This is a genomic window from Enterobacter sp. PL_is511, assembly GCF_055816065.1.
Genome location: NZ_JBVPGP010000023.1, coordinates 160,493 through 183,524 on the forward strand (window position 1 = coordinate 160,493; position 23,032 = coordinate 183,524).

Here is a 23,032-nt window from a genome sequence, read left to right on the forward strand (position 1 = left end):
TCAGCCTCTGGCTCCGTATTTCTTTTTCCACAGGACGACCAGGGAGCCGATCAGGCCGAAGACCAGCAGAACCACAGGCAGCAGCATCAGGCAGGACATCAGCTGGTCTTCATATTTCATAAAGACCGGCGTTTTACCCAATGCATAACCCAGCGTCGTCAGAATAAGCACCCATAGCAGACCGCTCATCCAGTTGAAGAACTGGAAGCGCGTGCTGCTCAACCCCGACAGACCGGCAATGGTGGGCAACAGAGTGCGAACAAAGGCAATAAAGCGGCCAATCAGCAGCGCGGACAGCCCGTGCTTATGGAAAAGGTGGTGTGCCCGCTGATGATAATGTGCAGGCAGGTGCGAGAGCCAGTTCTGGACGATTCGGGTATTGCCCAGCCATCTTCCCTGGATATAGCTTACCCAGCAGCCGAGACTGGCCGCGACGGTCAGTAATAAAATGGTGTGTGGAAACGCCATCGCCCCTTTGGCACACAGCACGCCGACAAGCACCAGCAAACTATCACCGGGCAGGAAGGCAGCAGGCAGCAAACCGTTCTCAAGGAACAGGATCATAAACAAGACGAAATAGAGCATGCCAATCATGGAAGGGTTGGCCAGCGTTTCAAAATCCTGCGCCCAGAGGGCATGCAGTAGTTGGGTCAAAAGTTCCATTCAGTGTTCCTGGAAATCGGTTAACGTCACGCCTGTTATCCGGGACAAACAGCACGGCGACATTGTTGTGATTTCATTATGGTCGCTCGCGGACACATTGCGGTGTGGCCAACACTGTTCCCTGTTAATTGGCTGGTTAGCAAGCACTAACTTACAAAATAAGGAATTGAATCCAATTGTAACAAAGCCCAACGTTCTGCGTCACAGAATTTGCAGGGGTGAGTTGATTTTGGCGTAAGCCCAGGAAGTGAGCGAGGGGATTTACAAAGGCTGACACTATATATGTTTTGCTTACCCACTGAAGCCAGAAGGCGCAGCGAGGCGCCTGCCAGCGGGAAGGTCATCTATTTTGCGGCACTGGGGGCCGTATCGAGATGAACAACGGGATTATCGGCGAAAAGATAGCGGTCAGCGTTAAATTCGAAGTCATCGCTGGTTTCGTTGAACAACATCTGCTTGGTGTTTTCCAGGTGCTGCCACATCGCCAGCTTAGCGGCATGCGGGTCTTTACGAATCAGCGCCTTAAGGATTTGATCGTGATCGTCACACCAGTTGTCGACGGTACGGGAATCGATATGGTCGTGCAGTTTTTTCCAGTACGGGTTGTGAACGCGCTGAGTCCACATTTTCTCAACGATTGCCGCCAGCGCCGTATTCTGGGTTGCCAGGGCGACCTGAACGTGGAACTGCAGATCCCACTCTGAATCGCGGAAACATTTTTCCTTACGGGCATTCTCCTGGATCTCCATCAACTTCATGATGTCCTGCTTGGTCACCTGCGTCGCCGCAAACTCGGCAATATTGCTTTCGATCAGCTGGCGAGCCTGGAGCAGCTCAAACGGGCCATAGCTGGCGAATTCCAGACTTTCGTCCGCGACGGGAGAGTGTTTCGGCAGATTAGAAATCACGTGAATGCCGGAGCCTTTGCGTACCTCAACGTAGCCTTCCACTTCCAGCATGATAATCGCTTCCCGCACCACGGTGCGGCTCACGCTTTTTTCATCCGCGATAAAGCGCTCGGCGGGAAGTTTATCACCGACAAGATAGACCCCTTGCTCGATGCGATCTTTCAGCTCGGCAGCAAGTTGTTGATATAAACGACGTGGTTCGGTGATTTCCATATGCGCTCCAGGCAGGGTACGGCAGATGATTTGTTATACCACTTTTGCGTGCCACTCTCCAGATTTTGCCATTAAAAAAGCCGCCCGGAGGCGGCTTCGGTGAAACGCATTTCCGCTAACTCTGCGTCGCCGGTTTCCCGAGGGACTCTTTCGCCAGCTCTTCTGCCGATTTGCTTTTCAGCACCGTCCAGATCACTACCGCACCCAGCAGGTCGAAAATAGCCAGCACGGCGAACAGCGGACTGAAGCCGATGGTATCCGCCAGCGCGCCGACCACCAGCGCAAACATCGTACTCGCGGTCCAGGCGGCCATCCCGGTCAGGCCGTTGGCGGTGGCCACTTCGTTGCGGCCGAAGACGTCAGACGAGAGCGTAATCAGCGCGCCGGACAGGGACTGGTGCGCAAAGCCACCGATGCACAGCAGGGCAATGGCGACGTACGGGCTGGTGAACAGGCCGATCATACCCGGGCCAATCATCAGCAGCGCGCCCATGGTGACGACCATCTTACGGGAAACAATCAGGTTCACCCCAAACCAGCGCTGGAACAGCGGTGGCAGGTAGCCGCCCACGATACAGCCCAGGTCAGCGAACAGCATTGGCATCCAGGCGAACATCGCGATCTCTTTCAGGTTAAAGCCGTAGACTTTAAACATGAACAGGGGGATCCACGCGTTAAAGGTGCCCCAGGCCGGTTCAGCCAGGAAACGCGGCAGGGCGATACCCCAGAACTGACGGGTGCCCAGGATCTGCCAGACGGTCATTTTTTTGCCGTTGTTGGTCTGATGCTGTGCTTCCTGACCACCAATGATGTATTCGCGTTCTTCTTCGGAGAGCTTTTTCTGATCGCGCGGGTGCTTATAGAAAACCAGCCACGCGATTGCCCAGGCGAAGCTCAGCACGCCAGAGATGATGAACGCCATCTGCCAGCTGTGCATCACGATAGCCCACACCACCAGCGGTGGCGCAATCATTGCCCCGATGGACGAGCCCACGTTGAAGTAGCCAACAGCGATAGAGCGCTCTTTTGCCGGGAACCACTCGGAGCTGGCTTTCAGGCCCGCCGGGATCATCGCAGCTTCTGCCGCACCGACCGCACCGCGCGCCAGCGCCAGTCCACCCCAGCTGCCTGCCAGCGCGGTGGCACCGCAGAACACCGCCCAGGCGATGGCGAAGAAGGCATAACCGATTTTGGTACCGAGAATGTCCAGCACATAGCCAGCAACAGGCTGCATGATGGTATACGCCGCGGAATAGGCGGCAATGATGTAGGAGTATTGCTGTGTGGAGATATGCAGCTCTTCCATCAACGTTGGCGCTGCAGCTGCCACGGTGTTACGCGTCAGGTAGCCCAGCACGGTGCCTAACGTCACCAGTGCGATCATATACCAACGTAACCCTTTAATTTTACGCATCTAAAACCTCATCGTTATGTTATGTCCGCGCCAGAGCACGGCAACCTCTCAACCGTTTCCGGGAGCAGTTGTGTAACGGGAGGGGCGTAGCGGGAGCATGTCCCGGAACGGCCCGAACCTTGCCATAAGTAAGCGTGCATAAGTCGGTATCCGTACCGTTAAATCCGATGCCTCTCACACCGGTAATGCATTCCGTCGGCTTAGCGTTTGCGACGGCGAAAAGATAACTTGTCATACAACTTTAAAAGGTGAGTGACATCACAAATGTATGATTCTTTGTAGGGACATTAATCGCTGCGCGCAAAGCCAGTAATGGCGCGGCCTGTAGAAGGGTTTACGCCATTGAGGGTAATTTATTTGTTGGTGTTTATTGATCTCACTCACGAAAAAAGCTTCGGTGGGTGGAAATTGGTGTGATAACTTTGCAGCATATGAACATACGCTTTCTGACGCTCCCGTAATGAGGAAGACGATAATGACGCCGTTTATGACCGAAGATTTTCTGTTGGATACCGAATTTGCTCGCCGCCTGTATCATGACTACGCAAAAGACCAGCCGATTTTCGACTACCACTGCCATTTACCGCCGCAGCAGGTTGCCGAAAATTACCGTTTCAAAAACCTGTATGACATCTGGCTGAAGGGTGACCACTACAAATGGCGTGCCATGCGTACCAACGGCGTCGCTGAGCGCCTGTGCACCGGCGATGCGACCGACCGCGAGAAGTTTGACGCCTGGGCGGCGACCGTTCCGCACACCATCGGCAACCCGCTTTATCACTGGACGCACCTCGAGCTGCGTCGTCCGTTTGGCATCACCGGCAAACTGCTCTCCCCAACGACCGCCGATGAAATCTGGGATCGCTGCAATGCGCTGCTGGCGCAGGATAACTTCTCCGCGCGCGGCATCATGAAGCAGATGAACGTGAAGATGGTGGGCACCACCGACGATCCAATTGACTCCCTGGAGCATCATGCCGTCGTCGCCAAGGACACTTCTTTTGATATCAAAGTGCTGCCAAGCTGGCGCCCGGACAAAGCCTTCAACATTGAGCAGGCCACGTTTAACGACTATATGGCGAAGCTGGCGGAAGTGTCCGATACCGACATCCGTCGTTTCGCCGATCTGCAAGCCGCGCTGACCAAACGTCTGGATCACTTCGCGGCGCACGGCTGTAAAGTCTCTGACCACGCGCTGGACGTCGTGCTGTTCGCGGAATCAAACGAGGCCGAGCTGGACAGCATTCTGGCGCGTCGCCTGTCCGGTGAATCGCTTAGCGAGCACGAAGTGGCGCAGTTCAAAACGGCGGTGCTGGTGTTCCTCGGCGCGGAATACGCGCGTCGCGGCTGGGTACAGCAGTACCACATCGGCGCGCTGCGCAATAATAACCAGCGCCAGTTCAAACTGATCGGCGCGGACGTGGGCTTTGACTCCATCAACGACCGTCCGCTGGCGGAAGAGCTGTCCAAACTGCTGAGCAAACAGAACGAACAAAACCTGCTGCCAAAAACCATCCTGTACTGCCTGAACCCGCGCGATAACGAAGTGCTGGGCACCATGGTCGGCAACTTCCAGGGCGAAGGGATGCCGGGCAAGATGCAGTTTGGTTCCGGCTGGTGGTTCAACGACCAGAAAGACGGCATGGAGCGTCAGATGACGCAGCTGGCGCAGCTTGGCCTGCTGAGCCGCTTTGTCGGCATGCTAACCGATAGCCGCAGCTTCCTCTCTTACACTCGCCACGAATACTTCCGCCGCATTCTGTGCCAGATGATTGGCCGCTGGGTGCACGCGGGCGAAGCGCCGGCGGATATCCAGCTGCTGGGCGACATGGTGAGAAACATCTGCTTTAACAATGCGCGTGACTACTTCGGCATTGAACTGAACTAAGGCCGTTTGAGGTTGATATGCAATACATCAAAATCCATTCGCTGGATAACGTGGCCGTCGCGCTGACGGATCTCGCTGAAGGCGACGTGGTGACCGTTGATAACCAGAGCGTCACCCTGCGTCAGGCGATTGCTCGCGGACACAAGTTTGCCGTGAAGCCTCTCGCTAAAGGGGACAACGTCATTAAGTATGGTCTTCCTATTGGGCATGCGCTGGCGGATATCGTGCCGGGTGAACATATTCACTCCCACAATACCCGCACCAATCTGAGCGATCTGGACGAGTACAGCTATCAACCTGATTTACCTGCGGCACAAGAGCAGGCGGCGGATCGTGACGTGCAGATCTACCGCCGCGCCAGCGGCGACGTGGGGATCCGCAACGAGCTGTGGATCCTCCCGACCGTCGGCTGCGTGAACGGGATTGCGCGTCAGATCCAGACGCGCTTCCTGAAAGAGACCCACGATGCCGAAGGCACCGACGGCGTGCATCTGTTCAGCCACACCTACGGCTGCTCCCAGCTGGGGGATGACCACATTAACACCCGCACCATGCTGCAAAACATGGTGCGTCACCCGAACGCGGGCGCGGTGCTGGTGATTGGCCTGGGCTGCGAGAACAACCAGGTTGATGCCTTCCGCGACACGCTGGGCGAGTTTGACCCTGAGCGCGTGCATTTTATGGTGTGTCAGCACCAGGATGACGAAGTGGAGGTGGGCGTTGAGCAGCTTCACCAGTTGTATAACGTGATGCGCCATGACAAGCGCGAGCCGGGCAAACTGAGCGAGCTGAAGTTTGGGCTGGAGTGCGGCGGGTCTGACGGCCTGTCCGGTATCACCGCCAACCCGATGCTGGGTCGCTTCTCGGACTATGTGATCGCTAACGGCGGCACGACGGTGTTGACCGAGGTGCCGGAGATGTTCGGCGCGGAACGTATTCTGATGAGCCACTGCCGCGACGAGGAGACGTTTGAAAAAACCGTCACCATGGTGAACGACTTCAAACAGTACTTCATTGCCCACAATCAGCCCATTTATGAGAACCCGTCTCCGGGTAACAAAGCGGGTGGGATCACCACGCTGGAAGAGAAATCCCTTGGCTGCACCCAGAAAGCGGGCACGAGCCAGGTGGTTGACGTTCTGCGTTACGGCGAGCGCCTGAAAACGCACGGTCTGAACCTGCTGAGCGCGCCGGGTAACGATGCGGTCGCCACCAGCGCGCTGGCGGGAGCCGGCTGCCATATGGTGCTGTTCAGCACCGGTCGCGGCACGCCGTACGGCGGTTTTGTGCCGACGGTGAAAATCGCCACCAACAGCGAGCTGGCGGCGAAGAAAAAACACTGGATTGACTTTGATGCCGGGCAGCTTATCCACGGCAAGGCGATGCCGCAGCTGCTGACGGAATTCGTGGACGCGATTGTGGAATTTGCCAACGGCAGGCAGACCTGCAACGAGAAGAATGACTTCCGCGAGCTGGCGATCTTTAAGAGCGGTGTGACGCTTTAATCGGTGCGGCGTGATGCCCTCACCCTGGCCCTCTCCCACGGGGAGAGGGTACAAACACTAAAAACGGCAACCTCAGGGTTGCCGTTTTGCTGTTAACCTCGCAGGGCGTTCTTCGCTAAACGCGCGTCTTCCGCCTGGCACACGGCGGCGGTGAACATCACGTCGGTGGAGGAGTTAATCGCCGTCTCGCAGGAGTCCTGCAATACGCCGATGATAAAGCCCACCGCAACCACCTGCATGGCGATCTCGTTCGGGATGCCGAACATATTACATGCCAGCGGGATCAGCAGCAGGGAACCGCCCGCTACGCCGGATGCGCCGCAGGCACACAGCGAAGCCACCACGCTTAGCAGCAGCGAGGTTGGCAGATCCACCGGAATACCCAGCGTATGCACCGCGGCCAGCGTAAGCACCGTAATGGTGATGGCCGCTCCCGCCATATTGACGGTCGCACCCAGCGGAATGGATACGGAGTAGGTATCGCGGTCCAGATTCAGCTTCTCACACAGGGACATGTTGACCGGAATGTTTGCCGCCGAGCTGCGGGTGAAGAAGGCGGTCACGCCGCTTTCGCGCAGGCACATCAGCACTAGCGGGTACGGGTTACGGCGGGTCTGCAGAAACACCAGCAGTGGGTTAATCACCAGTGCCACGACGGCCATACAGCCAATCAGCACCAACAGCAGCTGCGCATAGCCCCACAGCGCGCCGAAACCGGTGGTTGCCAGCGTGGATGCCACGAGGCCAAAAATACCAATCGGTGCGAAGCGGATGACCACCGTCACGATAAAGGTTACGGCGTGAGAAAGGTCGTTAACCAGATTTTTGGTCGTGTCGTTGCTGTGGCGCAGAGCGAAGCCCAGACCGACGGCCCATACCAGGATCCCGATGTAGTTCGCGTTAATCAGCGCGTGGATCGGGTTGGCGACAATGCTCATCAGCAGGCCGTGCATCACCTCAACAATACCCGCGGGCGGCGTAATGTCGGTCGCGCCGGTGGTCAGCTGCAGCGTGGACGGGAAGATAAAGCTCACCACCACGGCCGTCAGGGCCGCAGAGAAAGTCCCCAGCAGGTACATCCACAGAATCGGGCGAATATTGGTTTTTTGTCCCTGCTGGTGATTGGCGATTGAGGCCATCACCAGGGTCAAAACCAGAATCGGCGCGACCGCTTTCAGCGCGCCGACGAACAGCGTGCCGAGCAGGCCGGTGGCCTCGGCGGCAGGTTTCGAGATCAGTGCCAGTGCGATGCCGAGCACAAGGCCAACCAGTATTTGCTTAACGAGGCTGCCGCGCGAGAGGCGCGCAAACAGACCAGACGAGGATGTAGTCATAGGTGTTCCTTAAGTGAAATTGCGTTCCATCCCGGATGTGCTCTTAGTCACATTTATGTCCGGATGTAAGTAAATGTTTGCCTGGTCGAGTATAGGGAAAGTGTCTTGGGAGGGAAGCGTAAAATGCTGGATTTTACGTGGTGCGTCATGTTTTTTAACTATTGCGTTACAAATGTGTGTTCACCCTCTCCCTGTGGGAGAGGGCCGGGGTGAGGGCATCACCCCGCACCGAACGTTTTACTCCACCTGCTGCTTCTTATCGTGCTGGTGGTTAACCCAGGTATTGATAATCAGCGTCACGATCAGAATGCCAAACACCACGCCGAGCGAAATGGCGATCGGGATATGGTAGAAATCGACGATCAGCATTTTGATACCGATAAACACCAGGATCACCGACAGACCGTACTTCAGCATCGAGAAGCGCTCCGCCGCGCCTGCCAGCAGGAAGTACATCGCACGCAGGCCGAGGATGGCGAACAGGTTTGAGGTCAGGACGATGAACGGGTCGGTGGTGACCGCAAAAATGGCCGGAATGCTGTCCACGGCGAAAATCACGTCGCTTAGCTCAACCAGAATCAGCACCAGCAGCAGCGGGGTGGCAAACAGCAGGCCGTTCTTGCGCACGAAGAAGTGCTCGCTCTCAATCTTGTCGGTCATGCGCAGGTGTCCACGGATCCACTTCACCAGCGGGCGATCGCCAATCGCAGAGCCGTCCTCTTTCGCCAGCGCCATTTTGACCCCGGTGAACAGCAGGAACGCGCCGAAGACGTACAGCAGCCATTCGAACTGGGTAATCAGCCAGCTGCCAGCGAAGATCATAATGGTACGCAGAACAATGGCACCCAGTACGCCATAAACCAGCACGCGGCGCTGCAGGGCCGCAGGCACGGCGAAGTAGCTAAACAGCATCAGCCAGACGAAGACGTTATCGACCGCCAGGGCTTTTTCAATCAGATAGCCGGTGAGGAAGGCGAGAGCCTGAGGATCGGCCACCGCACGGCCTTCGGTCGAGGCCAGATACCACCAGAAGGCGGCACAGAAGAGCAGGGAGAGGGTGACCCACACCAGCGACCAGGCCGCAGCCTGTTTCATGGTCATGCCGTGCGCGCCGCGACGCCCCTGTAAAAAGAGGTCGATCGCCAGCATGATGAGCACGACAACCGCGAATCCGCCCCACAACATGGGAGTGCCGACAGAATGCATACTATTTTCCTTACACATAAAAAACAAAAACGGCCATGGTCAGAAGACGATAGCCGTTAGCTTTTTATGCATAGACCTCGCCTTCCGGCAAGGTCTCACTTACAACCACGAGGGTTGCCCGGCGACCGGATGCGGTATTGCACGCATCGTAATGACGATCCACCGACGAAGAAGTTACTCCCCTTTGCAGGTAACAAAATATGTCAGACCATCGGTTTCGTCAATGGTCTGCACCGTTTCATTACACAGCTTTACGCGATAGCTTCCGCGCTCACGCCGTCTGCCGGGAACACCACGCCGGTCTGACGGCGGATCTCCGTTTGCAGCTTCGCTGTGGTGCGGCTCACCGCAAGGCCTGGGTGATTCACTTCGTTGTCTTCCACCAGACGGGCGAAGACCTCTGCCTCATAGAGCATAGTGTTTATATGCTGAGGCTGCGTCAGCTCCTGAGCTTTGCCGCCGCGCGGCACAAAGCTCACCTTCTGGCACTCGGAGATCTTCTCGATAACCAGCGAGCCCGCTTCGCCCTGAATTTCGCTCGGCAGGACAGAGTCGCTCACCTTGGAGTGCTGCAGCGTGACGCTGAAATCACCGTAGTCCAGCACCGCTAAACCGTGCGCATCCACGCCGCTCTCCAGCAGGCTGGCGGTGGCCGTTACGCCGTGCGGCTCGCCCCACAGGGCCACGGCAGAGGCCAGACAGTAGAAGCCGATATCCATAATCGAACCGTTAGAGAAGGCCGGGTTAAAGGTATTCGGGTTCTCGCCGTCCAGATAGCGCTGGTAGCGCGACGAGTACTGGCAGTAGTTGATAAAGGCTTTACGCACTTTGCCAATTTTCGGCAGGGACTGCTGCAGCAGCAGGAAATTCGGCAGGCTGGCGGTTTTGAACGCTTCGAACAGCACCACTTGATTTTCGCGGGCAAGCGCAATGGCGGCTTCGACTTCATCGATGTTCGACGCCAGCGGCTTCTCGCAAATCACATGCTTTTTGTGGCTGAGAAACAGCTTTGTCTGCGGGAAGTGCAGGGAGTTCGGGCTGGCGATATAGACCGCGTCAATGGCGTCGCTTTGCGCCATCTCATCAAGCGAGGTGAAGAGATGCTCAACGAGGTAGTCGTTAGCAAAACTCTGCGCCTGCTCAAGGCTGCGGGAATAGACTGCGGTAAGTTTAAGTTTGCCGGTTTCGTGGGCGGCGTCGACGAACTGGCGCGTGATCCAGTTCGTACCAATGACTGCGAAACGTATCATAAACGTTTACGTACTCCGTAGCGGGGAACCTTTAGCCACTGTAGCACGTCATCATGACAATTCGCGTGCGCTATTCCGCATTACCATTTAACGATAAATGCGTAAGCCACAGGCGGGTATCAAACTCCAGCTGATGGTACTGCGGTTCCATGTGGCAGCACAGGGAATAGAACGCTTTGTCGTGCTCTTTCTCTTTCAGGTGCGCCAGTTCGTGCACCACGATCATCCGCAGAAACGCTTCCGGCGCGTTACGGAACACCGTCGCGACGCGGATTTCGGCCTTCGCCTTCAGCTTGCCGCCCTGCACGCGGGAGATGGCGGTGTGCAGGCCGAGCGCGTTTTTCAGCACGTGGATCTTATTGTCGTACATCACCTTGTTGATCGGTGGCGCGCTCTTCAGATACCGGCTTTTCAGATCCTGCGTATACTGCCAGAGGGCCTTATCGGTCGCGAAATCGTGCGTGCCGGGATAGCGTTTTTCCAGCACCGCACCGAGCTTCTGCTCGGCAATCAGGCTGCGAACCTGAGTCAGTAAATGCTCCGGATAGCCCTGGAGATAAGTAAGTTGGTTCATCAAAAGCCCAAATTAATGCGAAAACGGGTATACTCACGCACCCTTTTCAGGGATACGCCAAATTTTACCATTCAGGAGGGCCGATGAGCCACTTAGACAACGGTTTCCGTTCACTCAACCTTAAACGTTTCCCGGAAACGGACGACGTTAACCCGCTTCAGGCGTGGGAAGCGGCGGATGAATATCTGCTGCAGCAGTTGGATGAGACTGAAATCCGCGGCCCGGTTTTGATCCTGAATGACGCGTTTGGCGCGCTGGGATGCGCCCTGGCGGAGCACACACCATACAGCATCGGCGATTCCTACCTGAGCGAGCTGGCGACGCGTGAAAACCTGCGCCATAACGACATCGAAGAGTCCAGCGTGAAGTTTCTCGACAGCACCGCGGACTACCCGCAGGCGCCCGGCGTGGTGCTGATCAAAGTGCCAAAAACCATGGCGCTGCTGGAGCAGCAGCTGCGCGCGCTGCGTAAGGTCGTGACGCCGGATACGCGCATCATCGCGGGTGCCAAAGCGCGCGATATCCACACTTCGACGCTCGAGCTGTTCGAGAAAGTCCTCGGCCCGACCACCACGACGCTGGCCTGGAAAAAAGCGCGCCTGATCAACTGTACGTTCGCCGCCCCTGAGCTGGCCGACGCGCCAGAAACGCTGAGCTGGAAGCTGGAAGGGACAGACTGGACCATCCATAACCACGCGAACGTCTTCTCCCGCACCGGTCTGGATATCGGCGCGCGCTTCTTTATGGAACATCTGCCGGAAAATCTGGAAGGTGAGATTGTCGACCTGGGCTGCGGCAACGGTGTGATCGGCCTGACGCTGCTGGCGAAGAACCCGGAAGCCAGCGTGGTGTTCAGCGACGAGTCGCCGATGGCGGTGGCCTCCAGCCGTCTGAACGTGGAAACCAACATGCCGGACGCGCTGGACCGCTGCGAGTTTATGATCAACAACGCGCTGTCTGGCGTAGAGCCGTTCCGCTTCAACGCCGTGTTCTGTAACCCGCCGTTCCACCAGAAGCACGCCCTGACGGATAACGTTGCGTGGGAAATGTTTCACCACGCGCGCCGTTGCCTGAAAATCAACGGCGAGCTGTACATCGTGGCGAACCGCCACCTGGACTACTTCCACAAGCTGAAGAAGATTTTCGGCAACTGCGTCACCATTGCGATGAACAATAAGTTTGTGGTGCTGAAGTCGGTGAAGCTGGGACGTCGTCGTTAAGATTGGGTATGTGCGGCCTGATGCCCTCACCCCGACCCTCTCCCACAGGGAGAGGGAGCAAACATTAAAAACGGCAACTGGGTTGCCGTTTTGCTTTTACCCCGCTGCCCGGCAATGTTCTAGATCATCAGAGCTAATTTCGTCCCCTGCGCAATCGCGCGCCGCGCGTCCAGCTCCATCGCCACGTCGCACCCGCCAATCAGATGCACCGTTTTACCGGTTTCGCGCAGGGGATCCGCCAGATCGCGCTTTGGCTCCTGCCCGGCACATAAAATGACATGATCCACGCGCAGCAGCTGCGGTTCGCCGCCGATCGTGACGTGCAGACCCTCGTCGTCGATCTTCTCATAGCTCACCGCCGGGATCATCTTCACCCCGCGCGAGAGCAGGGTGGCGCGGTGGATCCAGCCCGTGGTTTTACCCAGCCCTTCGCCCGGCTTGCTGGCTTTACGCTGCAGCATCACGATCTGACGCGGGCTTTTTGGCAGCTGCGGCCCTTCGGGACGAAGCCCGCCGGACTGCTTCAGGCTGGTGTCGATACCCCATTCCACGCAAAACTCGGCGATATTCTGGCTGGTGGCTTCGCCCGGCTGGCTTAAATACATGGCGGTATCAAAGCCGATCCCGCCGCAGCCGATAATCGCCACCTTCTCGCCAACCGGCGTTTTGTCTCGCAATACATCCAGATAGCTCAACACCTTCGGATGATCGATACCCTCGATCGCAGGCGTGCGCGGTACGATCCCGCTCGCCAGGATCACCTCATCGAAATCAGTCAGATCCGCTGCGTGGACAAACTGGTTAAGCCGCAGCTCGACGCCCGTCAGCTCGATCATCCGGCGGTAGTAGCGCAGCGTTTCGTAGAACTCCTCTTTGCCGGGGATCTGTTTGGCGATATTAAACTGCCCGCCAATCTCCCCCAGCGCATCAAACAGCGTTACGCTGTGCCCGCGCGAGGCGGCATTCACCGCAAACGCCAGCCCCGCCGGGCCTGCGCCCACCACGGCCAGGCGTTTTTTATTGACCGCCGGAACGACCGGCATTTTGGTTTCATGGCAGGCGCGTGGGTTAACCAGGCATGAGGTGACCTTGCCGACGAAGATCTGATCCAGGCAGGCCTGGTTACAGCCGATGCAGGTGTTGATTTCATCCGCACGGCCGCTTTGCGCTTTGGACAGCAGCTCGGCATCGGCAAGGAACGGCCGCGCCATTGAGACCATGTCGGCGTCGCCGCGTGAAATCACATCGTCCGCCACCTGCGGATCGTTAATGCGGTTGGTGGTGACCAGCGGAACAGACACTTTCCCTTTCAGCCTGCGCGTCACCCAGCTGAACGCCGCGCGCGGCACCGGCGTGGCGATGGTCGGGATGCGCGCCTCGTGCCAGCCGATGCCGGTGTTGATAATGGTGGCACCTGCGGCTTCAATCGCCTGCGCCAGCTGCACGGTTTCATCGAACGTCCCGCCGCCCTCCACCAGGTCGAGCATCGACAGGCGGAAGACGATAATAAAATCAGCCCCTGCACGTTCGCGCACCGCGCGCACCACCTCCACGGCAAAGCGCATCCGGCGGGCATAGTCGCCGCCCCATTCGTCTTCACGGTGGTTGGTGCGGGCGGCGAGAAACTCGTTGATCAGGTAGCCTTCTGAGCCCATCACCTCAACGCCGTCGTAGCCCGCCTCGCGCGCAAGCGCCGCGCAGCGGGCGAAGTCGTCAATCAGCGCCAGGATCTCGTCGTGGGAGAGGGCGTGAGGTTTAAAACGGTTAATCGGCGCCTGAAGAGCCGACGGCGCGACCAGATTCGGCTGATAGCTGTAGCGTCCGGTGTGCAGAATTTGCAGGGCGATTTTGCCGCCCTCGCGGTGTACCGCGTCGGTCACAATGCGGTGGTGCGGCAGCTGTGACGCATCGTTCAGAACCGCGCCGCCCTCCATGCCCACGCCGGAAGGGGCAGGGGCCACGCCGCCGGTGACAATCAGCGCCACCCCGTGGCGGGCGCGCTCGGCATAGAAAGCCGCCAGACGCTCGGCCCCGTCCGGGTGCTCCTCCAGCCCGGTGTGCATCGACCCCATCAACACGCGGTTTTTGAGTGTGGTGAACCCCAGATCGAGAGGGGCGAATAACGACGGGTAGCGGCTCATAGTCTCTTCCAGTGTAAAATTATTGTTATGTGGTCGGATGAGTTACTAATTTAGCCAGCAGCAGCGGAAAGGTAAAAGCGGGATCGAATGATTGTGATAGATCTCAAAGAACTTCCCCTCACCCTAACCCTCTCCCCGGAGGGGAGAGGGGACTGGCCGGTGCGGCCTTAAAGAATCAGCTCGATCTGGTTTTTTCCCTCTCCCCTATGGGGAGAGGGGCAGGGTGAGGGGTATGGGTTTTTACTAACCCCGGTGCCTGCCACATCGACGTCGTCAGCCCGCTGTCCACCAGCCCAAGCTGGTCGGCGTACACCGCCTGCCATTTCTGCATCATGCCGTCGTACAGTTCGCGATGTACCGGGCTTGGCGTGAATTCGCGGCTCCATTTCACCAGTCGCTCGCCCGTCGAGGCCATATCGGCAAACAGCCCTGCGCCAACGCCTGCCGCAATGGCGCAGCCCAGCGCCGTCGCCTCCTTCACTTCCGGCACGCGCACCGGCAGGCCGGTGACGTCGCTTAAAATCTGGCTCCACAGCGCGCCTTTCGAACCGCCACCGGCAAACACCAGGCTCTCAAACGTCACGCCGGAGAAGCGCGAAATCTGCGCCAGGTTGCAGGCCGAGACGATCGCCGCGTTCTCCTCCAGTGCGCGGAACAGCGTCGCTTTATTGCATTTTTCCGGGTCGATGGAGAGGTTAATAAACGACGGCGCGGCGTGGTACCACTGCTTAAAATGCATGGCGTCGGAGAAGATCGGCATCACCCCGTGTGAACCCGCCGGCACGCGGCTGGCCATCTCTTCCAGCAGGGAGTAGGTGTCCATCCCCATCCGCTCGGCAATCAGCTTTTCCTCCGCGCAGAAGGCGTCGCGGAACCAGCGCATGGTCAGCCCGGTAAAGAAGCTGATCGACTCCGCCTGCGCCATGCCGGGGATAACGTGCGGGTTGACGCGGATGTTCATCTCGGGGTCGGTGCGCACCTGCGGCAGGTTCACCACCTGCTGCCAGAAGGTGCCGCCCAGCACCGCCGTCTGCCTGGCGCGAACCACGCCCAGCCCCAGACAGCCCAGCTGTACGTCGCCGCCGCCCATGACGACCGGCGTGCCTTCGCGCAGGCCGCTTTGCTGCGCGGCCTCTTTGGTGATAGCGCCCAGCACGGTGCCGGTCTCTTTCACCGGGGAGAGAATATCGGCGCGCAGCCCGGCCATGTCGAGCAGCGCCGGACGCCAGTCGCGGGAAAACAGATCCAGCATGCCGGTGGTGCCCGCGTTAGACGGGTCGACCGCCAGCTCGCCGGAGAGCTTCGCCGCCAGCCAGTCGCTGATCATGGTGATGGTGGCGGCTTTACGATAAATATCCGGACGATGGTGCGCCAGCCACAGCAGGCGCGGCATGGCGCTCAGCGCCAGCGTCTGCCCGGAAACGTCATACACTTCGGATTCAAAACGATAGTCGTGGATCTCTTTGAGTTCGGCCACCTCGCGGCTGGCGCGGGCGTCAACGTTGGCGCAGGCCCAGATGGCCTCGCCGTTGCGGTCGTAAAGCACTATCCCTTCGCGCATGGAGCAGCATGCGACGGACTGAATATCCGCCGCGCCCAGATTCGCGCGCGACAGCGCCTGATGAATGCACTGGCAGGCCAGCCGCCAGTTGGTCTCGAGGTCGAACTCCATCGACCCCGGCACGTTCTCCACGTTCAGGTGCTTCCACTCGGCCTGGCCGACGGCAATCTGGTTGCCCTGTAAATCGAAAATAACGGCGCGAACGCTACCGGTCCCTGCATCTAACGCTAAAAGGTAACTCATGAGCTTGCCTCGCTGTTAGCGCAGGGCGGGCTCTCATTTGGCCAGAGCCAGCACCGCGCGGGCTGTCGTCTCCTCCGTCACCAGGCCATTGATACGGCGACCCTTCAGTGCGGCATAAATCGCATCGGCTTTCTCTTCCCCTCCGGCCACGCCAACGATGGTGGGCAGCTGCGCCAGCTCATCAAGCGAGACGCCGAGTAATTCTTTATGGATCTCCAGTTCCTCGACGCACTCCCCTTCGGCATTGAGGAAATAGCCGAGAATGTCGCCGACCGCGCCTTTGCGGGCGTACATCAGCTGTTCACCTTCGCTGATGTAGCCGGAGCGCAGGATCGTGGCGTCACGGCGCTGGTTCACCGACCCAATGCCGACCACCGCCACGTCGGCGGCGGTGGCGGCGAGGATTACGTCCCGCACGCTGGTTTCACGTTTTAAGATCCCGGCGACTTCAGCGGATGACACGCGAAGCGGGGCGGGGATCATGCTGACGCTGCATGCCGCGTCCAGCTGGCCGATACCGGTCATATACGGCCCGACGCCGCCGGAGAGCGTCACCAGGCGGATCTGCTGCGAGCTGATAAAGCCGCTCAGGTGCTGCAGGCTGCTCATGGTGGTTTCACCAAACCCCACCGCCAGCAGCTGGCCGGGCTCCAGTACGCCCATCAGCGACTGCGCCGCGCCAATGCCCAGCCGCACGTTCATCGGCGGCGTATTCAGGGCGGGCATCACGCGCACCAGCTTCAGGTCAAAGCGCTGCTGTAGCTCGGTCTCCAGCGCCAGGCAGCCCTCGTAGCGGGAGTTGATCTGCACGCGGATCACCCCGGACTGACGGCCCTTCTCCAGCAGGCGGGAGATTTTTAATCGCGGCAGCCCGAGCCGCTCGCCGATATCGTTCTGGGTCAGCCCGTCGTGGTAGTAGCACCAGGCCACGCGCGCCACCAGCTCCTCTTCCGCCAGTGCCAGCCCGGCAAACCGTCCTTCTTCCGCAGTGCGTTTATCGCTCATAGTTGAACTCTTATAAAAATTTAGATCATATGTTCGTGATGGCGCGAAGGGAAAGTGTGAGCCACGCGACAAAACGGATCATTTCGATCGTTTCTGGTTTATCTGAATCTCAATCGATAAAACTGTGATCCCTGCACGGTTGTAAATATAGTTCACCGTCTACGCTTTTGAACATTATTAAATCTAAAAATCATTTGTTCAATAGCGGAGCGATGATGACCTCACTTCTCGACGCGCGGAATATCAGCAAGCAGTTTTCAGGCGTGCCGGTTCTTAAAGGCATTGATTTCACGCTGCTTGCGGGCCAGGTGCACGCCCTGATGGGCGGAAACGGCGCGGGAAAATCGACGCTGATGAAGATCATCGCCGGGGTCGAAACGCCGGACAGCGGTGAACTTTCTGTCGAGGGGCAGTCATATGCGCGGCTGACGCCCGTTCAGGCGCACAGGCTTGGCATTTATCTCGTGCCGCAGGAGCCGCTGCTGTTCCCCAACCTGACGGTGCGGGAAAACATCCTGTTCCGCCTGCCGCGCGAGCGCGATCTTGAAAAGTGCCTGGCGGAGAAACTCCAGCAGCTGCAGTGCCAGCTTAACCTCGACGCTACCGCCAGCACTCTGGAAGTGGCGGATCAGCAGATGGTGGAGATCCTGCGCGGATTAATGCGCAACGCCCGGATCCTAATCCTCGACGAACCTACGGCCTCCCTCACGCCGGGCGAAACCGAACGGCTGTTCCGCCAGATCCGCGCCCTGCAGACACTCGGCGTCGGGATTGTTTTTATCTCCCATAAGCTGCCGGAAATTCGCATGCTTTCAAGCCACGTCTCGGTGATGCGCGACGGCGCGGTGGTGCTGAGCGGCGAAACCGCGCAGTTTGACGATAGCGCCCTGATCGCCGCCATGACGCCGGTAAGCCGGGAGAAATCCCTCAGCGATACGCAAAAGCTGTGGCTGGCGCTGCCGGGCAACCGTCGCACCCAGCCGCAGGACTTTCCGGTGCTGCGGGTGGAGGATCTCACCGGGGAAGGGTTTATCGATCTGAGCCTTGAGATCTACGCCGGGGAGATCGTCGGCCTGGCAGGGCTGGTGGGATCCGGACGTACCGAGTTTGCCGAAACCCTCTACGGCCTGCGGCCGGTACGCGGGGGACGCATCTGGCTGGAGAACCAGGAGATCGCCAACGAGCCGGTGCGCTCGAGACTAAACAGAGGCCTGGTCTACCTGCCGGAAGACAGGCAGGTGTCCGGCCTGTTCCTCGACGCGCCGATCCGCTGGAACACCGTGGCGCTGAACGAGCCGTCTCTCTGGCAGCAGCGCAAGCGGGAGTCTGCGGTCGTGGAGCGCTATCACCGGGCGCTGGGGATCAAGCTCAACCATGCGGATCAAACCGTGCGCACGCTCTCCGGCGGTAACCAGCAGAAGGTGCTGCTGGCGCGCTGCCTTGAGGCCAACCCTTTGCTGCTGATCGTCGATGAACCGACGCGCGGCGTGGACGTCTCGGCGCGCGCCGACATCTACCAGCTGATCAAAAGCGTGGCGGCGCAGAACGTGGCGGTGCTGATGATCTCAAGCGATCTCGATGAGTTTCCGGGCCTCGCGGACCGCGTGCTGGTGATGCATCAGGGCGTACTCAGCGGCGAGCTGCCGCGCCATGCCGTCAGCCTCGACAGAATGATGGCGCTGGCGTTCGGAGGGCAAGCATGAAGACTTTACTGAAAAACCGCGAGCTGAGCGCGTTTCTCGCCATTCTGGGGCTGTTCGCCGTGCTGGTGGCGCTCAATCCGTCCTACCTGAGTTTGCAGACGCTGGGGATGATCTTCTCCAGCTCGCAGATCCTGATCCTGCTGGCGATCGGCGCGGCGCTGGTGATGCTGACCCGCAATATCGACGTTTCCGTCGGCTCCATCGTCGGGCTGTCCGCCATTGCCGTCGGCGTGGCGCTTAATAGCGGCTACAGCCTGCCCGTTTCCATCCTCTTCGCGCTCACGGTTGGCGCGCTGGCCGGGGCGTTCAACGGGTTTCTGGTGGTGGGGCTGCGCATCCCGGCGATTGTCGCCACCCTCGGCACGCTGGGGCTGTATCGCGGGGCAATGCTGCTCTGGACGGGCGGAAAGTGGATTGAAGGGCTGCCGCCGGGGTTGAAATCTCTCTCTGAGCCTGCGGTCATCGGCGTGTCGCCCCTTGGTATGGTGGTGTTGATTATCGTGGTCACCGGCGCGTGGACGCTGTCGCGCACCGCGTTCGGGCGTGATTTTTACGCGGTGGGGGATAACCTCGCCGCCGCGCGGCAGCTGGGCGTGGCGGTGAACCGCACCCGCATGATCGCCTTTACCCTGAACGGCATGTTGGCGGCCTGCGCCGGGATCGTCTTTGCCGCGCAGATTGGTTTTGTGCCCAACCAGACCGGCAGCGGGCTGGAGATGAAGGCCATCGCCGCCTGCGTGCTCGGGGGGATTTCGCTGCTGGGCGGCACGGGCACGCTGGTTGGCGCGCTGCTCGGCGCCTTCTTCCTGACGCAAATCGACACCGTGCTGGTGCTGTTCAGGCTCCCGGCCTGGTGGAACGACTTTATCGCCGGGCTGGTGCTGCTGGGCGTGCTGGTGCTCGACGGGCGTCTGCGCCAGGCGCTGGCGCGCCATCAGCGGGCGCTGAAGTACGGTCGCTTCCAGCCGGGTAACAGAGGGGGAAAGCACGTCACCCCGTTTCCCAAAAGCAAAAAAGAGGTGGCGTAAATGAGGCTTAACTGGGAAAGCGCGCTGCTCATTTTGCTGGTGCTGGAGATCCTGCTCTTCGGCGCCATCAACCCGCGCATGCTCGACATCAACATGCTGCTGTTCAGCACCAGCGACTTCATCTGCATCGGCATTGTGGCGCTGCCGCTGACGCTGGTGATCATCAGCGGCGGGATCGACATTTCGCTGGGCTCAACCATTGGCCTTTGCGCCATTGCGCTGGGGGTGATGATGCAGGCCGGGTGGCCGATGGCGGTCGCGATTCCGCTGACGCTGCTGCTGGGACTGCTGTGCGGGCTGGTAAACGCGGCGCTGATCCACTACACCGGCATCAGCCCGCTGGTGATTACCCTCGGCACGCTCTACCTCTACGGCGGCGGCGCGCTGCTGCTCTCCGGCATGGCGGGGGCGACGGGCTATGAGGGCATCGGCGGCTTCCCGGACAGCTTCACGGCATTGGCTAACCTCACGGTGTTTGGCCTGCCGATCCCGCTGGTGCTGTTCGCGGTGATTACCGTCTTCTTCTGGCTGATTACCCACCGCGGGCGCTTTGGGCGCCATCTGTTCCTGATTGGGCAAAATCCGCGTGCGGCACGCTATGCGGCGCTGTCGGTGAACGGCATGCCCTACGCGCTGTACGGCCTGGTGGGCGTAGCCTCCGCGATTGCCGCGCTGGTAATGGTCTCCTATTTCGGCTCCGCGCGTTCGGATCTGGGGCGCGATTTGCTGATGCCCGCGCTCACCGCTGCCGTGCTCGGCGGGGCCAATATCTACGGTGGTTCAGGTTCGGTTGTCGGTACAGCGCTGGCGGCGCTGTTGGTGGGGTACCTGCAGCAGGGTTTACAGATGGTCGGCATCCCCAACCAGGTGTCGAGCGCGCTGTCAGGGGCGCTGCTGGTTGTGGTGGTGATGGGACGTTCGCTGAGTCTGCACCGCGAATGGGTGCGTTCTCTCTTTAGAAAACTATCCGGAGCGTAAGATGAAAACAAAACTGTTCGTCCTGGCAATGGCCCTCGGCTTCGCTTCGGCGCAGGCGGCGGATCGCATTGCCTTTATCCCGAAGCTGGTGGGCGTGGGCTTCTTCACCAGCGGCGGCAACGGCGCGAAAGAGGCGGGGAAAGATCTTGGGGTGGACGTCACCTACGACGGCCCGACCGAGCCGAGCGTCTCCGGCCAGGTGCAGCTGATCAATAACTTCGTCAACCAGGGCTATAACGCCATCATCGTCTCCGCCGTGTCGCCGGACGGCCTCTGCCCGGCGCTCAAGCGCGCGATGCAGCGCGGCGTCAAGGTCCTGACCTGGGACTCCGACACCAAACCGGAGTGCCGCAGCATCTATATCAACCAGGGAACGCCGGAACAGCTGGGCGGCCTGCTGGTGGAGATGGCGGGCAAGCAGGTCACCAAACCGAATGCCAAAGTGGCGTTCTTCTACTCCAGCCCCACCGTCACCGACCAAAACCAGTGGGTGAAAGAGGCGAAGGCTAAAATCGAGAAAGATCATCCCCAGTGGCAGGTCGTCACCACCCAGTTTGGCTATAACGACGCTACCAAATCGTTGCAAACCGCCGAAGGGATCTTAAAAGCGTATCCGGATCTGGATGCGATCATCGCCCCGGATGCCAACGCGCTGCCGGCCGCGGCGCAGGCGGCGGAAAACCTGAAGCGCGAAGGGGTGGCGATTGTCGGGTTCAGTACGCCGAACGTGATGCGCCCGTACGTTGAGCGCGGCACGGTAAAAGCCTTCGGCCTGTGGGATGTCGTACAACAGGGCAAAATTGCGGTCAATGTCGCCGATCGTTTGCTGAAAAAAGGCGATCTTAACGTCGGCGACAGCGTGGACGTAAAAAATATCGGGGCGCTGAAGGTCGAGCCGAACAGCGTGCAGGGTTACCAGTATGAGGCGAAGGGCAACGGCATCGTGCTGCTGCCGGAGCGGGTGGTGTTCACCAAAGAGAACATCAGCAAATACGATTTCTGACGGGGGAGCAAATGGCTGATTTAGACGATATCAAAGACGGTAAGGATTTTGGCATCGGCACGCCGCAGGTCAACGTGCCGTTCACGCTGAAGGGCTGCGGCTCGCTGGACTGGGGCATGCAGTCCCGCCTGGCACGCATCTTCAACCCTAAGAGCAACCGTACGGTGATGCTGGCCTTTGACCACGGCTACTTTCAGGGGCCGACCACCGGCCTTGAGCGTATCGATCTCTCCATCGCGCCGCTGTTTGGTGAAACCGACGTGCTGATGTGCACCCGCGGCATCCTCAGGAGCCAGGTGCCAGCCGCCACGAACAAACCGGTGGTGCTGCGCGCCTCCGGCGGTAATTCGATTCTGGGCGAGCTGTCGAACGAGTGCGTGGCGGTGGCGATGGAGGACGCGCTGCGCCTGAACGTCTGCGCCGTGGCGGCACAGGTCTATATCGGCAGCGAGTTTGAGCACCAGTCGATCAACAACATCATCAAGCTTGTCGATGCGGGCGCGCGCTACGGCATGCCGACGCTGGCGGTGACGGGGGTCGGTAAAGAGATGGCGCGTGACGCGCGCTATTTCTCGCTCGCCAGCCGCATCGCCGCCGAAATGGGGGCGCAGTTCGTCAAAACCTACTACGTGGATGAAGGCTTTGAAAAAGTGACCGCCAGCTGCCCGGTGCCGATTGTGATCGCCGGGGGCAAAAAGCTGCCGGAGCACGAGGCGCTGGAGATGTGCTGGCGCGCGATAGATCAGGGGGCATCCGGCGTGGACATGGGGCGCAACATCTTCCAGTCCAGCGCGCCGCTCGCCATGCTGAAGGCGGTGAAAAAAGTGGTTCACGAGAACTGGAATGCCCGCGATGCGTTCCAGTTCTGGCAGGAAGAGAAACAGGGAGGAGCAAAATGAACGTGACGCTGGTTGAAATCAACATTAAGCCCGAGCGGGTGGACGAGTTTCTGGAGGTGTTTCGCGCCAACCACGAGGGCGCAATCCAGGAGCCGGGGAACCTGCGTTTTGACGTATTGCAGGACCCGAGGGTGAAAACCCGGTTCTTTATCTACGAAGCCTATAAAGACGAAGAGGCGGTGCTGGCGCATAAGCAAACCCCGCACTATCTCGCGTGCGTGGATAAGCTGGAGGAGCTGATGTCGGAGCCGCGCAAAAAACGCAGCTTTGTCGGATTATTGCCGGAGTAATGGTCT

19 protein-coding genes are annotated in these 23,032 nt (G+C 59.3%); 9 read left to right on the forward strand and 10 right to left on the reverse strand.

What is annotated here, in order from left to right; all coding sequences use genetic code 11:
• From yqjA to AC0TN7_RS12995, 3 genes are all read right to left on the reverse strand, one after another.
• Positions 1 to 663 (reverse strand): DedA family general envelope maintenance protein YqjA, encoded by a 663-nt coding sequence (gene yqjA / locus AC0TN7_RS12985; protein WP_024906405.1) that lies wholly within the window; start codon positions 661 to 663, stop codon positions 1 to 3.
• Positions 664 to 1,007: 344 nt separating this feature from the next.
• Positions 1,008 to 1,784 carry a transcriptional regulator ExuR gene (gene exuR, locus AC0TN7_RS12990; RefSeq protein WP_023615584.1) on the reverse strand — a complete coding sequence of 259 codons (777 nt, stop codon included), beginning with the start codon at positions 1,782 to 1,784 and terminating at the stop codon, positions 1,008 to 1,010.
• Between the two features lie 115 nt (positions 1,785 to 1,899).
• Complete coding sequence (locus tag AC0TN7_RS12995) at positions 1,900 to 3,198, reverse strand: MFS transporter (RefSeq protein ID WP_045910065.1); 1,299 nt, start codon at positions 3,196 to 3,198, stop codon at positions 1,900 to 1,902.
• Positions 3,199 to 3,673: 475 nt separating this feature from the next.
• Between AC0TN7_RS12995 and uxaC the strand changes: the two genes are divergently transcribed.
• Positions 3,674 to 5,086: a glucuronate isomerase gene (gene uxaC / locus AC0TN7_RS13000; RefSeq protein WP_463727336.1), complete on the forward strand. Its 1,413-nt coding sequence runs from the start codon at positions 3,674 to 3,676 to the stop codon at positions 5,084 to 5,086.
• Positions 5,087 to 5,103: 17 nt separating this feature from the next.
• Positions 5,104 to 6,591 carry a UxaA family hydrolase gene (locus tag AC0TN7_RS13005; RefSeq protein WP_463727335.1) on the forward strand — a complete coding sequence of 496 codons (1,488 nt, stop codon included), beginning with the start codon at positions 5,104 to 5,106 and terminating at the stop codon, positions 6,589 to 6,591.
• A gap of 92 nt (positions 6,592 to 6,683) precedes the next feature.
• On the opposite strand, the gene sstT is transcribed toward AC0TN7_RS13005, so the two are convergent.
• The 4 genes from sstT to AC0TN7_RS13025 all read right to left on the reverse strand — a co-directional run bounded on the left by sstT (position 6,684) and on the right by AC0TN7_RS13025 (position 10,955).
• On the reverse strand, positions 6,684 to 7,925 hold the full coding sequence (gene sstT / locus AC0TN7_RS13010; RefSeq protein WP_463727334.1) for a serine/threonine transporter SstT: 1,242 nt from the start codon (positions 7,923 to 7,925) through the stop codon (positions 6,684 to 6,686).
• A 237-nt stretch (positions 7,926 to 8,162) separates the two neighbouring features.
• Positions 8,163 to 9,131 carry a TerC family protein gene (locus AC0TN7_RS13015; protein ID WP_267217560.1) on the reverse strand — a complete coding sequence of 323 codons (969 nt, stop codon included), beginning with the start codon at positions 9,129 to 9,131 and terminating at the stop codon, positions 8,163 to 8,165.
• A gap of 251 nt (positions 9,132 to 9,382) precedes the next feature.
• Positions 9,383 to 10,381: a Gfo/Idh/MocA family protein gene (locus AC0TN7_RS13020; RefSeq protein ID WP_267217559.1), complete on the reverse strand. Its 999-nt coding sequence runs from the start codon at positions 10,379 to 10,381 to the stop codon at positions 9,383 to 9,385.
• A 70-nt stretch (positions 10,382 to 10,451) separates the two neighbouring features.
• Entirely contained in the window at positions 10,452 to 10,955 is a 504-nt protein-coding gene (locus AC0TN7_RS13025) for a YgjP-like metallopeptidase domain-containing protein (RefSeq protein WP_023333531.1), read from the reverse strand.
• 83 nt (positions 10,956 to 11,038) lie between these two features.
• Between AC0TN7_RS13025 and rlmG the strand changes: the two genes are divergently transcribed.
• Positions 11,039 to 12,175, forward strand: a complete 1,137-nt coding sequence (gene rlmG / locus AC0TN7_RS13030; RefSeq protein WP_463727333.1) for a 23S rRNA (guanine(1835)-N(2))-methyltransferase RlmG — start codon at positions 11,039 to 11,041, stop codon at positions 12,173 to 12,175.
• Positions 12,176 to 12,294: 119 nt separating this feature from the next.
• Here the strand turns inward: rlmG and AC0TN7_RS13035 are convergent, their stop codons facing one another.
• From AC0TN7_RS13035 to lsrR, 3 genes are all read right to left on the reverse strand, one after another.
• A complete protein-coding gene (locus tag AC0TN7_RS13035) occupies positions 12,295 to 14,316 on the reverse strand; it encodes an oxidoreductase (RefSeq protein WP_463727332.1) in 2,022 nt (673 codons plus the stop codon).
• Positions 14,317 to 14,491: 175 nt separating this feature from the next.
• Entirely contained in the window at positions 14,492 to 16,120 is a 1,629-nt protein-coding gene (gene lsrK / locus AC0TN7_RS13040) for an autoinducer-2 kinase (RefSeq protein ID WP_463727331.1), read from the reverse strand.
• 33 nt (positions 16,121 to 16,153) lie between these two features.
• Positions 16,154 to 17,125 carry a transcriptional regulator LsrR gene (gene lsrR / locus AC0TN7_RS13045; RefSeq protein ID WP_024906415.1) on the reverse strand — a complete coding sequence of 324 codons (972 nt, stop codon included), beginning with the start codon at positions 17,123 to 17,125 and terminating at the stop codon, positions 16,154 to 16,156.
• Positions 17,126 to 17,340: 215 nt separating this feature from the next.
• Between lsrR and lsrA the strand changes: the two genes are divergently transcribed.
• Genes lsrA through lsrG form a run of 6 tightly spaced genes read left to right on the forward strand, consistent with a single transcriptional unit; the run spans position 17,341 to position 23,026 of the window.
• Entirely contained in the window at positions 17,341 to 18,828 is a 1,488-nt protein-coding gene (gene lsrA, locus AC0TN7_RS13050) for an autoinducer 2 ABC transporter ATP-binding protein LsrA (protein ID WP_463727351.1), read from the forward strand.
• Entirely contained in the window at positions 18,825 to 19,856 is a 1,032-nt protein-coding gene (lsrC, locus tag AC0TN7_RS13055) for an autoinducer 2 ABC transporter permease LsrC (RefSeq protein ID WP_463727330.1), read from the forward strand. Before lsrA ends, lsrC begins: the two co-directional genes overlap by 4 nt.
• Positions 19,857 to 20,834 carry an autoinducer 2 ABC transporter permease LsrD gene (lsrD, locus tag AC0TN7_RS13060; protein WP_463727329.1) on the forward strand — a complete coding sequence of 326 codons (978 nt, stop codon included), beginning with the start codon at positions 19,857 to 19,859 and terminating at the stop codon, positions 20,832 to 20,834.
• Position 20,835: 1 nt separating this feature from the next.
• Entirely contained in the window at positions 20,836 to 21,837 is a 1,002-nt protein-coding gene (lsrB, locus tag AC0TN7_RS13065) for an autoinducer 2 ABC transporter substrate-binding protein LsrB (protein ID WP_370884294.1), read from the forward strand.
• Positions 21,838 to 21,848: 11 nt separating this feature from the next.
• Positions 21,849 to 22,736, forward strand: coding sequence for a 3-hydroxy-5-phosphonooxypentane-2,4-dione thiolase (gene lsrF, locus AC0TN7_RS13070; RefSeq protein ID WP_061716445.1), 888 nt, complete (start codon positions 21,849 to 21,851; stop codon positions 22,734 to 22,736).
• Positions 22,733 to 23,026: a (4S)-4-hydroxy-5-phosphonooxypentane-2,3-dione isomerase gene (lsrG, locus tag AC0TN7_RS13075; RefSeq protein WP_008503162.1), complete on the forward strand. Its 294-nt coding sequence runs from the start codon at positions 22,733 to 22,735 to the stop codon at positions 23,024 to 23,026. The genes lsrF and lsrG overlap by 4 nt, the downstream gene beginning before the upstream one ends.
• Positions 23,027 to 23,032: the final 6 nt, after the last annotated feature.

Excerpts from the sequence above, each read along its gene's own strand:
- yqjA (WP_024906405.1), bottom strand. The coding sequence starts at position 663 with ATGGAACTTTTGACCCAACTACTGCATGCCCTCTGGGCGCAGGATTTT.
- exuR (WP_023615584.1), bottom strand. The coding sequence starts at position 1,784 with ATGGAAATCACCGAACCACGTCGTTTATATCAACAACTTGCTGCCGAG.
- AC0TN7_RS12995 (WP_045910065.1), bottom strand. The coding sequence starts at position 3,198 with ATGCGTAAAATTAAAGGGTTACGTTGGTATATGATCGCACTGGTGACG.
- uxaC (WP_463727336.1), top strand. The coding sequence starts at position 3,674 with ATGACGCCGTTTATGACCGAAGATTTTCTGTTGGATACCGAATTTGCT.
- AC0TN7_RS13005 (WP_463727335.1), top strand. The coding sequence starts at position 5,104 with ATGCAATACATCAAAATCCATTCGCTGGATAACGTGGCCGTCGCGCTG.
- sstT (WP_463727334.1), bottom strand. The coding sequence starts at position 7,925 with ATGACTACATCCTCGTCTGGTCTGTTTGCGCGCCTCTCGCGCGGCAGC.
- AC0TN7_RS13015 (WP_267217560.1), bottom strand. The coding sequence starts at position 9,131 with ATGCATTCTGTCGGCACTCCCATGTTGTGGGGCGGATTCGCGGTTGTC.
- AC0TN7_RS13020 (WP_267217559.1), bottom strand. The coding sequence starts at position 10,381 with ATGATACGTTTCGCAGTCATTGGTACGAACTGGATCACGCGCCAGTTC.
- AC0TN7_RS13025 (WP_023333531.1), bottom strand. The coding sequence starts at position 10,955 with ATGAACCAACTTACTTATCTCCAGGGCTATCCGGAGCATTTACTGACT.
- rlmG (WP_463727333.1), top strand. The coding sequence starts at position 11,039 with ATGAGCCACTTAGACAACGGTTTCCGTTCACTCAACCTTAAACGTTTC.
- AC0TN7_RS13035 (WP_463727332.1), bottom strand. The coding sequence starts at position 14,316 with ATGAGCCGCTACCCGTCGTTATTCGCCCCTCTCGATCTGGGGTTCACC.
- lsrK (WP_463727331.1), bottom strand. The coding sequence starts at position 16,120 with ATGAGTTACCTTTTAGCGTTAGATGCAGGGACCGGTAGCGTTCGCGCC.
- lsrR (WP_024906415.1), bottom strand. The coding sequence starts at position 17,125 with ATGAGCGATAAACGCACTGCGGAAGAAGGACGGTTTGCCGGGCTGGCA.
- lsrA (WP_463727351.1), top strand. The coding sequence starts at position 17,341 with ATGACCTCACTTCTCGACGCGCGGAATATCAGCAAGCAGTTTTCAGGC.
- lsrC (WP_463727330.1), top strand. The coding sequence starts at position 18,825 with ATGAAGACTTTACTGAAAAACCGCGAGCTGAGCGCGTTTCTCGCCATT.
- lsrD (WP_463727329.1), top strand. The coding sequence starts at position 19,857 with ATGAGGCTTAACTGGGAAAGCGCGCTGCTCATTTTGCTGGTGCTGGAG.
- lsrB (WP_370884294.1), top strand. The coding sequence starts at position 20,836 with ATGAAAACAAAACTGTTCGTCCTGGCAATGGCCCTCGGCTTCGCTTCG.
- lsrF (WP_061716445.1), top strand. The coding sequence starts at position 21,849 with ATGGCTGATTTAGACGATATCAAAGACGGTAAGGATTTTGGCATCGGC.
- lsrG (WP_008503162.1), top strand. The coding sequence starts at position 22,733 with ATGAACGTGACGCTGGTTGAAATCAACATTAAGCCCGAGCGGGTGGAC.